This window comes from Streptomyces sp. NPDC111507 (genome assembly GCF_055638955.1).
On sequence record NZ_JBVKBU010000001.1, the window covers coordinates 1,136,263 to 1,151,620 of the forward strand.

Sequence of the window (15,358 nt, forward strand, 5' to 3'; positions counted from 1 at the left end):
CTGAACGGCCTCGTTCTCAAACACCGGACGGGCTGAAAGGTGCGCACCGGGGTGCGTGGGTTGGACGGACGCGGCAGGGGAGAGCACCGCCTTGTGGGTGGGATGGCGGCCGCCTCCTCCTCACGCGCCGGACGCGCGAGGTGCTCTGAGGGCGGGACTGGCTCGGGCACACCCCTCGAACACCGGACGCCCAAGGCTTTCAGGGGCGCGGGGAACTGCGCGACCAGCCCCCACCGAGCCGCACCCGAAAAACCAACCGTGCGCCAGGGACCAACCCCCGATTCAGGGGCGAAGCCCCGGTTCAGGGGCGCGGGGAACTGCGCGACCAGCCCCCACCGGGCCGCAGCCGAAGACGTACCCCCTCCCGCCCAACCGCCGGAGGCCTACGCCGACATGGGGCGCTGGACTCTGATCGACTGCAACAACCCCACCGCCACCCACACCGCGAACATCGACGAACCGCCGTAGGAGACGAAGGGCAGGGGAAGGCCCGCGACCGGCATGATGCCCAGCGTCATGCCGATGTTCTCGAAGGCCTGGAAGGCGAACCAGGCGATGATGCCGGCGGCGACGATCGTGCCGTACAGCTCGGTGGTCTCGCGGGCGATGCGGCAGGCCCGCCACAGGACGACGCCCAGCAGGAGCAGGATCAGGCCGGCACCCACGAAGCCCAGCTCCTCGCCCGCGACCGTGAAGACGAAGTCTGTCTGCTGTTCCGGGACGAACTGGCCCGTGGTCTGGGAGCCGTGGCCCAGGCCCGTGCCGAAGAGGCCGCCGGAGCCGATGGCGATACGGGCCTGGTTGGTGTTGTAGCCGACGCCTGCCGGGTCGAGGTTGGGGTTGGCGAAGGCGGCGAAGCGGTTGATCTGGTACTCGTCGAGGATCTTGAGCTGCCAGATCGCCACCGCGCCCAGCGTACCGGCACCGAGCAGACCGAACACCCAGCGGTTGGAGGCGCCGGAGGCGAGCAGTACGCCGAGAACGATGATGACCGCGACCATGATCGTGCCCAGGTCGGGCATGAGCAGCACGACCATCATCGGGACGGCCGCGAGGCCCAGCGCCTGCAGCACCGTGCGGTGGTCGGGGTACTGCTTGTCGCCCGCGTCCACCCGGGTGGCCAGCAGCATCGCCATGCCCAGAATGATCGTGATCTTGATGAACTCGGCGGGCTGGAGGGACAGACCGCCCACGACGAGCCAGTTGCGCTGGCCGTTGATCGTCGCGCCGATCGGGGTCAGCACCAGCAGGATCATGAAGACCGAGAGGCCGTACAGGATCGGGACCGCCGTGCGCAGGGTGCGGTGGCCCAGCCAGATCGTGCCGACCATCAGGCCGAAGCCGATGCCGGTGTTCATGAGGTGGCGGATGAGGAAGTAGTACGGGTCGCCCTGGTTGATCTCGGTGCGGTTGCGGGTCGCCGAGTAGACGAGGGCCGAACCGATCAGGGAGAGCGCGAGGGCCGAGAGCAGTATCGGCCAGTCGAGGCGGCGGGCCAGGGAGTCACGGGCGAAGAGCCGTGACATCCCGCCGCGGGCGGGGCCGTAGCCGGAGACGGAGAAGTTGTTCGCTCCGGTCATGTCAGGATCCTCGTCCCCCGCCGCTTCTTCGGGCGGTCCGTACGCCTTCGGGTGTTCCGGTTACTGGCTGTCGGGGACGGCGTGGTGCCCGGTGGCAGCTGCTGGTCGGTGGCCCCGGGCGAGGGCGACTCGCTGGCCTGGAGGTCCTTGACCGGGTCCTTGGAGATGTCCGGGGTGTCGATCGAACCGTCGGTCTGGATCTTCGGGAGGCCCTTCTGGGGGGTGGGGAGGAGGGCCTTCGAGTTGTCGATGGAACCGTCGGCCTGGACGCCGTACAGCGCGTTGTAGATGTTGCGCACGGCCTCACCGGAGGCGCCGGAACCCGTACCGGCCTGAGCGATCGTCATGACGACCGTGTAGTCCTTGCTGTACGTGGAGAACCACGACGTGGTCTGCTTGCCGTAGACCTCGGCGGTACCGGTCTTGGCGTGCAGCGGGATCTTGTCCTGCGGCCAGCCGCCGAACTTCCAGGCGGCGGTACCACGGGTGACGACGCCCTCGAGGGCGTCGTCCATGCCCTTGATCGTGGCCTTGTCGATCGGCAGCTTGCCGCTGACCTTGGGCTTGATCTCCTGGACGCTCTTGCCGTCGGCGCTGACGATCGCCTTGCCGATGGTCGGCGTGTGGATGGTGCCGCCGTTGGCGATCGCCCCGTAGATCATGGCCTCCTGGATCGGCGTGACGAGGGTGTCGCCCTGGCCGATGGAGTAGTTGATCGAGTCACCCTCGCGCATCTTGTTGCCCTCGAGGCAGTTCTCGTACGCGATCCTCTGGACGTAGTCGCCGTCCTTCTTGCCGCTCTTGCACCAGGCGTCCTTGTTGGCCTTCCAGTAGTTCAGCTTCCACTGGCGGTCGGGGACGCGGCCGGTGACCTCGTTGGGCAGGTCGACGCCGGTCTGCTTGCCGAGGCCGAACTGGTGGGCGGCCTTGTAGAAGTAGTCCTTCGGCTCCCCCTTCTTGGGGTTGATGCCGCCGTCCTTCTTCCACTCGTTGTCCGCGAGGCCGTAGAAGACGGTGTCGCAGGAGACCTCGAGGGCCCGGCCGAGCGAGATGGGGCCGAAGTTCTCGCCCTCGAAGTTCTTGAAGACCTGGCCGCCCACTGAGTACGAGCTGGTGCAGGGGTAGCCGCCGTCCCACTCGTAGCCGGCCTCGACCGCGGCGGCCGTGGAGACCACCTTGAAGGTCGAACCGGGCGCGGACTGACCCTGTATGGCCCTGTTGAGCAACGGGTAGTCGGAGTTCTTCCCGGTGAGTGCCTTGTAGTCCTTGGCGGAGATGCCGCCGACCCAGGCGTTCGGGTCGTACGTCGGGGCGGACGCCATGGCGACGATCCGGCCGGTCTTGGCCTCCATCACGACGACGGCGCCCGAGTCGGCCTTGTAGTTCTCGCCGGTGATCTTGTCGAACTGCTGGCGGGCGGTCTTCATCGCCGTGTCCAACTCGTACTCGGCGACCCGCTGGACGCGGGAATCGATGCTGGTGACGAGGTTCGAGCCGGACTGGGCCGCGTCGCTCTTGGCCTTGCCGATCACGCGGCCGAGGTTGTCGACCTCGTAACGGGTGACGCCGGCCTTGCCGCGCAACTCCTTGTCGTACTGGCGCTCGAGGCCGGAGCGGCCGACCTGGTCGGAGCGGAGGTAGGGCGAGCTGCTGTCCTTGGCCTGGGTGATCTCGGCGTCCGTGACGGGCGAGAGATAGCCGAGGACCTGAGCGGTGTTGGCCTTGCCGGGGGCGGCGTAGCGGCGTACGGCCTCGGGCTCGGCGCTGATGCCGGGGAAGTCCTCGGAGCGCTCACGGATCTGCAGGGCCTGCTTGGCGGTGGCCTCGTCGGTGATGGGGATGGGCTGGTACGGGGAGCCGTTCCAGCAGGGCTGCGGCGTCTTCGCGTCACACAGCCGGACCTTCTGGATGACGTCCTCGGGCTTCATGTCCAGCACGTCGGCCAGCTTCGTCAGAACCGCCTTGCCGTCGTCCTTCATCTTCAGCAGGTCGGTGCGCGAGGCGGAGACCACGAGCCGGGTCTCGTTGTCGGCGATCGGCACCCCACGCGCGTCGAGGATCGAGCCGCGTACGGCGGGCTGGACGACCTGCTGGACGTGGTTGCCGGAGGCTTCCTTGGCGTACTCCTGGCCGTTGCGGATCTGGAGGTACCAGAGGCGGCCGCCGAGGGTGCCGAGGAGGGAGAGGACGAGGATCTGGATGACGACGAGTCGGATCTGTACCCGTGGGGTCCTGCCGGTCTCGGGAATGTTGGTCACTGGTGCTGCCTCCCCCTCTCAGAGTGGGTACGGGACACGGGCGCGCGAGCCGTGTGCGTACGGGGCGCCACATGCGTACGAGTCATACAAGTCATACGAGTACACGGCGAACCTGGGGGCCTTGACCCCGGGGTGGGTCAACTGAGGTGCGCTCACAGACGCTTGACCCCCTTGATGCGCCCGGCGCGGGCGACGCGCGCGCGGGCGGCCTTGACCCGGTGGCCGCGCTGGCTGCCGATGCGCAGGCCGGTGCCGGAGGCCAGCCAGCCCGAGGAGACGTCGGCGGCCTTGGCGCTGTTGGAATCGGCGAGCGGATTGCTCTCGGAGCGCCGGGCCAGGGCCATCAGCCCCGGGACCACGAACGGCGCGAGCAGCAGGTCGTACAGGGCGGCCGTGAACAGCAGGCTGCCCAGGCCCACATGGCGGGCGGCGGTGTCACCGACGAGGGCGCCGACACCGGCGTACAGCAGGGTGGAGCCGACCGCGGCGGCGACGACCACGGCCATCGGGCCGGTCGCCGACTTGAGCTGGCCGTTCTCCGGCTTCGCCAGCCCCGCGAGATAGCCGATGACGCACAGCACGAGGGCGTAGCGCCCGGCGGCATGGTCGGCGGGTGGGGCGAGGTCGGCGAGCAGGCCGGCGGCGAAGCCGATGAGGGCGCCGCCGACATGGCCGTAGACCATGGCGAGGGCCAGCACGGTGAGCAGGACGAGGTCCGGGACGGCACCCGGGAGATGGAGACGGGCGAGGACGCTCACCTGGATCACCAGGGCGACCACCACCAGAGTGGCGGAGAGCAGCATCCGATTGAAACGCATGGGGATTCAGCTCCTACGGCGTCTGGCCGGTGACGGGCTCGGACGCCGAGGGGGTGACCGTCACGGTCACGGTCGGCGTGGGCGTCGGTTTGGGCTTGGCCGGCAGCACCGTGTCACGTGGGTCCTTGCGGGGGGCCTCTACGACGACACCGACGATGTCGAGCTTCGAGAACGCGACGTACGGCGTGACGTAGATCGTGCGGGTCAGGTCGCCGCCCGACGGGTCGACACGGGAGACCACGCCGACCGGGACGCCGGGCACGAAGGGCTTGTCGGCCTGCGAGCCGAAGGTGACCAGGCGGTCCCCCTTCTTGATCTTCGCCTTGCCGTTGAGCATCTCCACCCGCAGCGGGCGGTCGCCCTGACCGGAGGCGAAGCCGAGCTCGTCGCTGGCCTCCATCCGCGTACCGACGGTGAAATCGGGGTCGTTGGCGAGCAGCACCGTGGCGGTGTCCGGACCGACGGTGGTCACGCGGCCGACGAGCCCGTCGCCGTTCAGGACCGTCATGTCGCGCTGGATGCCGTCGTTGCTGCCGACGTCGATGGTCACGGTCCAGGAGAAGCCCTGGGCGGCTCCTATGGCGATGACCTCGGCGCCCTTGATGCCGTACTGCCCGGCGCCGGCCGTCTTCAGCATCTTGTCGAGCTGGTTGAGACGGCTGCGATTGCGGTCGTCACTGCCGAGCTTGGCCTTCAGCGCCGTGTTGTCGTGCTCGAGTTGGGCGATGCGATCGTGTCGGCTGTCCGAGTCACGGACCGCGGCGATCGCGTTGCCGACGGGGTCGACCGCGGAGGACACCCCGTTCTCGATCGGGCCGAAGACCGTCGCGGCGGCCTGGCGGGCACCCTGGACCGGTGAGTCCTGTCCACCACGGATGTCCACCGTGATCAAAGCGAACGCGATGGCGATCAGCAGCACCAGGAGCAGCCGGCTCTCTCGTGTGTCCCTCACGTGCGGCGGCCGTGCCTTCCTCGTCGGTGTCAACAGGAACGCACCCCGAGCGAGTGCTGACGCCCAAGGGTGTTATGGGGGAGCTTATGCCTCGATATCAACGATCCGCCGTACGAGAAGCGATCATCCCGTACGGCGGAATCGAAGAGTTACCTCATCTGCGCGGCTGGGCGTCAAGAACCTGCTGGAGCGCCTCGAATTCCTCGACGCACTTGCCGGAGCCGAGCGCCACGCTGTCCAGCGGATCCTCGGCGATATGGATCGGCATACCGGTCTCGCGGCGCAGGCGCTCGTCGAGCCCGCGCAGCAGCGCCCCGCCGCCCGTCAGAACGATTCCTCGGTCCATCACGTCACCCGACAGCTCCGGCGGGCACTTGTCGAGCGTCGTCTTCACGGCGTCGACGATGGCGTTGACCGGTTCCTCGATCGCCTTGCGGACCTCGGCCGCGGAGATGACCACGGTCTTGGGCAGCCCGGAGACGAGGTCCCGGCCGCGGATTTCGGTGTGTTCGTCGTTGTCCAGGTCGTACGCCGAACCGATCGTGATCTTGATCTGTTCGGCGGTGCGCTCACCGAGGAGGAGGCTGTACTCCTTCTTGATGTGCTGGATGATCGCGTTGTCCAACTCGTCGCCCGCGACGCGGATCGACTGGGCGGTGACGATGCCGCCGAGCGAGATGACCGCGACCTCCGTGGTGCCGCCGCCGATGTCCACCACCATGTTGCCCGTGGCCTCGTGGACCGGCAGGCCGGAGCCGATGGCCGCGGCCATGGGCTCCTCGATGATGTGCACCTGGCGGGCGCCGGCCTGGGACGACGCCTCGATGACGGCACGGCGCTCGACACCCGTGATGCCCGAGGGCACGCAGACGACGACACGGGGACGGGCGAGATAGCGCCGCTTGTGGATCTTCAGGATGAAGTAGCGGAGCATGCGCTCGGTGATCTCGAAGTCGGCGATGACACCGTCCTTCAGCGGGCGCACGGCAACGATGTTGCCGGGGGTCCGCCCGATCATCTTCTTCGCCTCCGCGCCGACCGCGAGGATGCCGCCGGTGTTGGTGTTGATCGCGACGACGGACGGCTCGTTGAGTACGATCCCGCGACCCCTGACGTACACCAGCGTGTTGGCGGTCCCGAGGTCGACAGCCATGTCACGGCCGATGAACGACATTGAGTTCCCCATCAGGATTCGTCTGGCCTTCCCAAGCGGAGCTTTGACGGCTTTTTAGGAACGGCGAGGTGGGTGCAGTGACGTGAAGGTCTCCATCGTAGACGCGCCTGCACGAACACTGCGCGAGGGTCTTCGCCATTGTCAGCATGCGTGGCGTCGCCTCGCTTGTGGAGACGACCCAACGGGGGCACGCGTTCCCCCGATCGGCACGCATATGCCGCGGGACGGCCGGAATTTCCACGGCCGTCCCTGGTCGGACATCAGGCTGGGGACGCAAGTCCTTTACAAGCCTTTACAAGCCGTTACAAGAACATCTTGGAATCGTGATGTCTGTGCGGGGCTGCCGCCACTTGGAGGCGACTTGGACGCGACTTCAGCCTGACTTGGACCTGGCTTGAAGGCGACTTGGACGCGACTCTGCGGCGACTCGTGCGCAGCTCGGACGCGGCTACGAGGAAGGGTCAGACGCGGCCGGGGAAGAAGATCTTCAGCTCGCGCTCGGCGGACTCCTCGGAGTCGGAGGCGTGGATCAGGTTCTCGCGGACGATCACGCCGTAGTCGCCGCGGATGGAACCGGGGGCGGCGGCGATGGGGTCGGTGGGGCCGGCGAGCGCGCGCACGCCCTCGATGACCCGCTCGCCCTCGACGACCAGCGCCACGACCGGGCCGGACGCCATGAACTCCACCAGCGGCTCGTAGAACGGCTTGCCCTTGTGCTCGCCGTAGTGCTGTTCCAGCGTGTCCTGGTCCAGCGTGCGCAGCTCCAGCGCGGTGATCTGCCAGCCGGCCTTGCGCTCGATACGGCTGATGATCTCGCCGGTCAGGCCGCGACGGACGGCGTCGGGCTTGAGGAGGACGAGGGTGCGCTGGCTCACGGTGGTGGCTCCTTCGGGTCACAAGTGTGCGGGTGACCGAGGCTACAGGGCGTGTCTGGGTGGGTGTTACGCAGAGTCAGGTGGGCGGGGGCGTTCGGGGCTGTTCAGGGCCGTTCGACCGGGGGCGGAGCCCCAGCCACGGGTGGGACGGGCAGGGGCGGCGGGGGCGAAGAGCCTACGCCGGGTTCCCGCCCGCCTCCGCCTGCGCAGCGAACCTCGCCTTGGCCTCGTCGATCTTCCGCCCGTAGTGCACTGAGGCCCACCACAGCGCGGCGAAGATCGCCCCCAGGAAGAACATCGACCCCACGAAGAACCCGCTGGCGATCAGCGCGATCTGCAGGGCCCAGCCGAGCTGGACACCCCCGGGCCGGGTGATCATCCCGCAGAGCAGCACACTCACCGCCATGAAGATCCCGCTGACCGTCCACACCGTGGTCATGGACAGATCGGGATTCTTCATGGCGACGAGCCCGGCGAAGCCGATGACGAAGAACTCGCCGATCAGAGTGGAAGCACAGAGCGTACGCACAGCGGTCAGCCCCTCCTCAGGAGCAGTCGGGCCTCGCCGACGGTGATGACGGAGCCGGTCACGAGCACGCCGCCGCCCGCGTACTCGCCCTCCTCCTCGGCCAGTGTGATCGCCGCCTCGATCGCGTCGTCGAGCCGCGGCTCCACCTGCACCCGCTCGTCGCCGAAGATCTCGACGGCGATCGCGGCGAGCTCGTCGGCGTCCATCGCGCGATGGCTGGAGTTCTGGGTGATCACGACCTCGGCGAAGATCGGCTCGAAGGCCTCGAGCAGCCCCTGTACGTTCTTGTCGCCGCTCGCGCCGACGACCCCGATCAGCCGGCTGAAGTCGAAGGCCTCGCCCACGGCCTCGGCGGTGGCACGGGCGCCCGCCGGGTTGTGCGCGGCGTCCAGGACGACGGTCGGCGAGCGCCGTACGACCTCGAGGCGGCCCGGCGAGGTGACGGAGGCGAAGGCCTTCCGCACGGTGTCGATGTCGAGCCGCTGGGCGTGCGCCGAGCCGACGCCGAAGAACGCCTCGACGGCGGCGAGCGCCACGACGGCGTTGTGCGCCTGGTAGGGGCCGTGCAGCGGCAGGAAGATCTCCTCGTACTCCCCGCCGAGCCCGCGCAGTGTGATGAGCTGCCCGCCGACGGCGACCTGCCGGGCGACGACCCCGAACTCCAGGCCCTCCCGGGCCACGGTCGCGTCGACTTCCACGGCCTTCTTCAGCAGCACCTGAGCGGCGTCCACCGGCTGCTGCGCCAGGATCACCGTCGCGTCCTGCTTGATGATGCCGGCCTTCTCGATGGCGATCTCGCCGGGCGTCTCGCCGAGCCGATCGGTGTGGTCGAGGTCGATGGGGGTGACGACGGCGACGTCCCCGTCGATCACGTTGGTGGCGTCCCAGCTGCCGCCCATGCCGACCTCGACGACGGCGACGTCGACGGGGCTGTCCGCGAAGGCGGCGTACGCCATGCCGGTGAGCACCTCGAAGAACGACAGCCGGTACTCCTGCTGGCCGTCGACCATCTCGATGTACGGCTTGATGTCGTTGTACGTCTCGATGAACCGCTCGGCGGAGATCGGGGCGCCGTCGAGGCTGATCCGCTCGGTGATCGACTGGACGTGAGGGCTGGTGTACCGGCCGGTGCGCAGGTCGAAGGCACCGAGGAGGGCCTCGATCATGCGGGCGGTGGAGGTCTTGCCGTTCGTGCCCGTGATGTGGATCGAGGGGTACGCGCGCTGGGGCTCACCCAGGACGTCCATCAGCGCGGCGATCCGGCTGACGGACGGCTCCAGCTTGGTCTCGCCCCAGCGGCTGGCGAGCTCGGCCTCCACCTCGCGCAGCGCCTTGTCGACCTCGGGGTCGGCCGGGCGCGCGGGCACGTCGGCCTGCCGGCCCGCGTCGGCGCCCTGGGTGCGCAGGGTGCGGCTGCCGGCCTCGATCACGGCGAGGTCGGGGTCGCGGTCGGTCTCGGCCGCGATGATCTCGTCGAAGAGACCGTGCGGGTCGCTGGGGTCCGGCTCGTCCGGCTCGCTGCTGTCGTGCGGGGGGAGCTCACTCACGCTGCCAGTCTACGGAGCCGAGCCCACCCCGGGTCTCTCGCCCCCGCCGCCCCTACCCGTCCCGTCCCGGGGGCTCCGCCCCCAGACCCCCGGGGTGGGTTCTTCGGCTGCGGGCGAGTGGAAGCCGGTCGCGCAGTTCCCCGCGCCCCTGGGCACGGGGCTGCGCCCCGGCGCCCCAGGCATGTCCAGCCCCCACCGGCCCGCGGCCAAACGAATCCGGGCGGGCGGGAGATGCGGGGCGAAGCCCCCGCCCCAGGGGCGCGGGGAACTGCGCGACCAGCCCCCGCCCACCCGCAGCCGAAGGACGTCGAAGGCCCCCGGGACCAGTGAGGTCCCGGGGGCCTTCGTTCACCTACGGCAGAGCCGTTACGCCTCCGGGAGGCGTTCCAGTTGGGCCTGGATGCGGGCGATGTCCTCGTCCGCCTTGGCGAGCCGCGTACGGATCTTGTCCACGACCTGGTCCGGCGCCTTGGCGAGGAACGCCTCGTTGCCGAGCTTGGCGTTCGCCTGGGCCTTCTCCTTCTCCGCGGCGGCGAGGTCCTTGGCGAGCCGCTTGCGCTCGGCCACGACATCGATCGTGCCGGAGAGGTCGAGCGCCACCGTGGCCCCGGCGACGGGAAGCGTCGCCGTGGCCGCGAAGGCCTCGCCCTCCGGCTGCAGCCGCAGCAACTGGCGGATGGCCGCCTCGTGCGGGGCGAGGGCGGTGCCGTCCAGCGTGAGGCGGGCCGGGACGCGCTGGCCGGGCTGGAGACCCTGGTCGGCACGGAAGCGGCGGACCTCGGTGATGACCTGCTGAAGCGTCTCGATCTCGCGCTCGGCACCCGCGTCGCGGAAGCCGGAGTCGGTCGGCCACTCGGCGATGACGACCGACTCGCCGCCGGTCAGCGTCGTCCACAGCGTCTCGGTGACGAAGGGGACGATCGGGTGGAGGAGGCGCAGGGTGACGTCGAGGACCTCGCCCAAGACCCGCCCGGAGACCTTCGCCGGCTCGCCGCCCGCAATGAACGTCGTCTTGGACAACTCGACGTACCAGTCGAAGACCTCGTCCCATGCGAAGTGGTAGAGGGCGTCGGACAGCTTGGCGAACTGGAAGTCGTCGTAGAACGCGTCGACTTCGGCCACCGTCTTGTTCAGGCGGGAGAGGATCCAGCGGTCCGTCGCCGTCATCTCGGACGGGTCCGGCAGCGGGCCCTCGACCGTCGCGCCGTTCATCAGCGCGAAGCGGGTGGCGTTCCAGATCTTGTTGGCGAAGTTCCGGGACGCCTGGACCCAGTCCTCACCGATCGGCACGTCCGTACCGGGGTTGGCGCCGCGGGCGAGGGTGAAGCGGACGGCGTCGGAGCCGTACGCGTTCATCCAGTCGAGCGGGTCGACGGCCGTGCCCGAGGACTTCGACATCTTCTTGCCGAACTGGTCACGGACGAGTCCGGTGAGGGCGATGGTCTTGAAGGGCACCTCGCCGTCCATCGCGTACAGGCCGAACATCATCATCCGGGCGACCCAGAAGAAGATGATGTCGTGGCCCGTGAGGAGGACGTCGGTCGAGTAGAACTTCTCGAGGTCCGGGGTCCGTTCGGGCCAGCCGAGGGTCGAGAAAGGCCACAGGCCCGAGGAGAACCAGGTGTCCAGGACGTCGGGGTCCTGCTTCCAGCCCTCGGCTTCGGTGCCCGGGGGCTCCTCGTCCGGGCCGACGCAGACAACCTCGCCCTCGGGGCCGTACCAGACGGGGATCCGGTGGCCCCACCACAGCTGGCGCGAGATGCACCAGTCGTGCATGTTGTCGACCCAGTCGAAGTAGCGCTTCGACATGTCGGCCGGGTGGATGGTGACCCGGCCGTCCCGGACGGCGTCGCCGGCAGCCTTGGCCAGCGGGCCGACCTTGACCCACCACTGCATGGACAGACGCGGCTCCAGCGTCGTCTTGCAGCGCGAGCAGTGGCCCACCGAGTGGACGTACGGGCGCTTCTCGGCGACGATGCGGCCCTCCGCGCGCAGCGCGGCGACGATCGCGGAGCGGGCCTCGAAGCGGTCGAGGCCCTGGAACGGGCCGTGCACGGTGATGACGCCGCGCTCGTCCATGACGGTCAGCGACTCCAGGTCGTGGCGCTGGCCGATGGCGAAGTCGTTCGGGTCGTGGGCCGGGGTCACCTTGACGGCGCCGGTGCCGAACTCCGGGTCGACGTGGGTGTCCGCGACGACGGGGACGGTGCGGTTGGTCAGCGGCAGCTTGATGCGTCGGCCGACGAGGTGCTTGTAGCGCTCGTCGTCGGGGTGAACGGCGACGGCGGTGTCACCGAGCATGGTCTCGGCACGGGTGGTGGCGACGACGATCGTGTCGTCTCCCTCCCCGTACTTCATGGAGACCAGCTCGCCGTCGTCGTCCTGGTACTCGACCTCGATGTCCGAGATCGCCGTGAGGCAGCGCGGGCACCAGTTGATGATGCGCTCGGCGCGGTAGATCAGCTCGTCGTCATACAGCTTCTTGAAGATGGTCTGGACGGCCTGCGAGAGCCCTTCGTCCATGGTGAACCGCTCGCGGGACCAGTCCACGCCGTCCCCGAGCCGGCGCATCTGGCCGAGGATCTTGCCGCCGTACTCTTCCTTCCACTGCCACACGCGCTCGACGAACGCCTCACGGCCCAGATCGTGGCGGGACTTGCCCTCCTTGCCGAGCTCGCGCTCGACGACGTTCTGGGTCGCGATACCGGCGTGGTCCATGCCCGGCAGCCACAGCGACTCATACCCCTGCATGCGCTTGCGGCGCGTCAGGGCGTCCATGAGCGTGTGCTGGAAGGCATGGCCCAGGTGCAGCGACCCGGTGACGTTCGGCGGCGGGATGACAATGGTGTAGGCGGGCTTGTCGCTCTTCGCGTCGGCCGCGAAGTAACCCCGTTCTACCCAGCGCTCGTACAGCTTCCCCTCTACCTCGGCCGGCGCGTACTGGGTCGGCAGTTCGGGAGTGGGCTCTGATTGCGGCTGCTGAGAGTTCTCGGTCACGGGGTCAGTTTAGGGGCGTCACCGCCCTGTCCCGAAACACGATTCCTTCGTAACGGTCCGCCCCCCACTGCCGTGGCACCCCAGGGGTTACGCCAGGATGTCAGGAACACATAAGCATCTGGAGGGGAACCCAGAGATGAGCTACAACCAGCCGGGCCCGTACGGCGGGCCGCCCCAGCAGCCCGGACCGTACGGTCAGCCGGGGCAGCAGGGGCCTTACGGCCAGCCGCAGGCCCCCCAGCCCGGCTACGGCCAGCCGCCGCAGCCTCCCCAGCCCGGTTACGGCTACCCGCAGCAGGCTCCTCCGCAGCCCGGCTACGGCTACCCCCAGCAGGCTCCCCAGGGTGTCCCGCCGCAGACTCCCCCGTACGGTCAGCAGCCCGCGTACGGCCAGCAGCCCCCTCACGGGCAGCAGCCTCCCTACGGCCAGCAGCCCTACAACGTCCCGCAGCCGCCCGCGCCCGGCGGTGGCAAGAAGAAGACGGCGATCGTCATCGGCTCGGTCGCGGTCGTCGCCGTGATCGCCGTGGGGGCGTATCTCGTCATCGGTGGTGGCAGCGGCAGCGGTTCGGTCGCGGACGACGGCCCGCACAAGCTGACGACACCCGCGACGGTCATCAACGACACCTACAAGAAGTCCGACAGCTCCAGCGACTCCCCCACGATGTCCGACAGCGACATCAAGGACTTCGAGAAGTGGGGCGTGAAGAACGCCAAGGGCGTCGGCGCGGGCTACGCGAACGGCACGGGCCTGACCGCGAAGAACCTGTCCTTCAGCGGCGTGTACGGCACGATCGACGACCCGGAGGCCGTCGTCGACGCCATGTTCGCCAAGCTGAAGACGGAGTCCGAGAAGGACCAGAGCAAGGACAAGACCAAGGGCAAGCTGCTCGGCAGCCCGCAGGAGTTCAAGCCCTCCGGCTTCAGCAACGGCATCCTGAAGTGCCAGGCGGCCGAGATCACGAACACCGACTCGTCGACCTCGACGGCCGGCGCTCCCAAGACCGTGAAGGTGCCCCTGTGCGTCTGGGGCGACCACAGCACGGTCGCCTCCGTCACCTCGGTCGACATCGCCGCCTTCCTCACCGGCAAGAGCGGTTCGCTGGACGACGCGGCCGCCACCGCCGCCAAGCTCCGCAACGACGTCCGCGTCAAGATCTGACCGCACGCGTCAACCGCGAGCACAGCAACGGCGAAGGGGCCCCGGTCGGTTGACCGGGGCCCCTTCGCCGTACGTCCGTGCGGTGGCGGTTACGCCGTCTTCTGCTCGCCCGGGCCGCGCCCGCGGGCGTCGCGCGGGATCAGCGTCGGGTTGACGTTGGAGAGGACGACGTCCGCCGTGATGACGACCCTCGCCACGTCCTTGCGCGAGGGAACCTCGTACATCACCGCCTGGAGGACCTCCTCCATGATGGCGCGCAGGCCGCGCGCGCCGGTCTGGCGGAGGATCGCCTGGTCGGCGATGGCTTCCAGGGCCTCTCGCTCGAAGTCCAGCTCCACGCCGTCGAGTTCGAACAGGCGCTGGTACTGCTTCACGAGCGCGTTGCGCGGCTCCACGAGGATCTGGAGGAGCGCCGGCCGGTCGAGGTTGTGGACCGAGGTGATGACGGGCAGCCGGCCGATGAACTCGGGGATCATGCCGAACTTCACCAGGTCCTCGGGCATGACGGCCTCGAACTGGTCCTTGGACTCGAGCTCGCGCTTGGAGCGGATCGTCGCGCCGAAGCCGATGCCCTTGGCACCCGCCCTCGACTCGATGAGCTTCTCCAGGCCCGCGAAGGCGCCGCCCACGATGAACAGGACGTTCGTCGTGTCGATCTGGATGAACTCCTGGTGGGGGTGCTTGCGTCCGCCCTGGGGCGGAACGGAGGCCGTCGTGCCCTCCAGGATCTTGAGCAGCGCCTGCTGGACGCCCTCGCCGGACACGTCTCGCGTGATCGACGGGTTTTCGCTCTTACGGGCCACCTTGTCGATCTCGTCGATGTAGATGATGCCCGTCTCGGCCTTCTTGACGTCGTAGTCGGCCGCCTGGATGAGCTTCAGCAGGATGTTCTCGACGTCCTCGCCGACGTACCCCGCCTCCGTCAGCGCCGTCGCGTCGGCGATGGCGAACGGGACGTTGAGCATGCGCGCGAGCGTCTGGGCGAGCAGAGTCTTGCCGGAGCCCGTGGGGCCCAGCAGGAGGATGTTGGACTTCGCCAACTCGATGGCGTCGTCCCGGCTCTGACCGCCGCCGTTCTCACCGGCCTGGACCCGCTTGTAGTGGTTGTACACCGCGACCGAGAGGGCTTTCTTGGCCGACTCCTGACCGACCACGTACCCCTCGAGGAACTCGTAGATCTCGCGGGGCTTCGGGAGCTCCTCCCAGCGGACCTCGCTCGTTTCCGCGAGTTCTTCTTCGATGATCTCGTTGCAGAGATCGATGCACTCGTCGCAGATGTACACACCGGGGCCTGCGATGAGCTTCTTGACCTGCTTCTGGCTCTTGCCACAGAACGAGCACTTGAGCAGATCGCCGCCGTCACCGATGCGTGCCACGGTGTGCTTCCCCTTCGCCTGGGAGACGCCTAGGTCCAGCGGCTCCTGGTGCTGCCTTATGTCCGACGGTACCTTGCCGAGCCCCCCGTT

The 15,358-nt window shown here is 68.7% G+C and carries 11 protein-coding genes; 1 reads left to right on the plus strand and 10 read right to left on the minus strand.

Translation table 11 applies throughout. The annotated features are described in order from the left end of the window. Positions 1 to 383 precede the first annotated feature (383 nt). The 9 genes from rodA to ACZ7M2_RS05105 form a co-directional block, all read right to left on the minus strand. Positions 384 to 1,580 (minus strand): rod shape-determining protein RodA, encoded by a 1,197-nt coding sequence (rodA, locus tag ACZ7M2_RS05065; protein ID WP_352046227.1) that lies wholly within the window; start codon positions 1,578 to 1,580, stop codon positions 384 to 386. Next, positions 1,577 to 3,838, minus strand: coding sequence for a penicillin-binding protein 2 (gene mrdA, locus ACZ7M2_RS05070; RefSeq protein WP_471594162.1), 2,262 nt, complete (start codon positions 3,836 to 3,838; stop codon positions 1,577 to 1,579). Before mrdA ends, rodA begins: the two co-directional genes overlap by 4 nt. A 152-nt stretch (positions 3,839 to 3,990) precedes the next feature. Continuing rightward, positions 3,991 to 4,656, minus strand: a complete 666-nt coding sequence (mreD, locus tag ACZ7M2_RS05075) for a rod shape-determining protein MreD (protein ID WP_099922669.1) — start codon at positions 4,654 to 4,656, stop codon at positions 3,991 to 3,993. Positions 4,657 to 4,669: 13 nt separating this feature from the next. Next, positions 4,670 to 5,608, minus strand: a complete 939-nt coding sequence (gene mreC, locus ACZ7M2_RS05080) for a rod shape-determining protein MreC (RefSeq protein ID WP_067370104.1) — start codon at positions 5,606 to 5,608, stop codon at positions 4,670 to 4,672. A gap of 154 nt (positions 5,609 to 5,762) precedes the next feature. After that, complete coding sequence (locus tag ACZ7M2_RS05085; RefSeq protein WP_037747701.1) at positions 5,763 to 6,782, minus strand: rod shape-determining protein; 1,020 nt, start codon at positions 6,780 to 6,782, stop codon at positions 5,763 to 5,765. Positions 6,783 to 7,243: 461 nt separating this feature from the next. Continuing rightward, positions 7,244 to 7,657, minus strand: coding sequence for a nucleoside-diphosphate kinase (gene ndk, locus ACZ7M2_RS05090; protein ID WP_054231901.1), 414 nt, complete (start codon positions 7,655 to 7,657; stop codon positions 7,244 to 7,246). Positions 7,658 to 7,832: 175 nt separating this feature from the next. After that, positions 7,833 to 8,186 carry a DUF4233 domain-containing protein gene (locus ACZ7M2_RS05095; protein ID WP_352046230.1) on the minus strand — a complete coding sequence of 118 codons (354 nt, stop codon included), beginning with the start codon at positions 8,184 to 8,186 and terminating at the stop codon, positions 7,833 to 7,835. A 5-nt stretch (positions 8,187 to 8,191) separates the two neighbouring features. Then, on the minus strand, positions 8,192 to 9,733 hold the full coding sequence (gene folC, locus ACZ7M2_RS05100; RefSeq protein ID WP_471594163.1) for a bifunctional tetrahydrofolate synthase/dihydrofolate synthase: 1,542 nt from the start codon (positions 9,731 to 9,733) through the stop codon (positions 8,192 to 8,194). A 366-nt stretch (positions 9,734 to 10,099) separates the two neighbouring features. Further along, a complete protein-coding gene (locus tag ACZ7M2_RS05105; RefSeq protein WP_471594164.1) occupies positions 10,100 to 12,730 on the minus strand; it encodes a valine--tRNA ligase in 2,631 nt (876 codons plus the stop codon). Between the two features lie 136 nt (positions 12,731 to 12,866). On the opposite strand from ACZ7M2_RS05105, the gene ACZ7M2_RS05110 reads away from it, so the two are divergent. Then, the gene (locus tag ACZ7M2_RS05110) at positions 12,867 to 13,892 is read left to right on the plus strand and encodes a hypothetical protein (protein ID WP_471594165.1); all 1,026 of its coding nucleotides are present in this window, start codon (positions 12,867 to 12,869) and stop codon (positions 13,890 to 13,892) included. Between the two features lie 89 nt (positions 13,893 to 13,981). Here ACZ7M2_RS05110 and clpX read toward each other — a convergent pair whose 3' ends face one another. Then, on the minus strand, positions 13,982 to 15,268 hold the full coding sequence (gene clpX, locus ACZ7M2_RS05115; protein WP_067370615.1) for an ATP-dependent Clp protease ATP-binding subunit ClpX: 1,287 nt from the start codon (positions 15,266 to 15,268) through the stop codon (positions 13,982 to 13,984). Positions 15,269 to 15,358 lie beyond the last annotated feature (90 nt).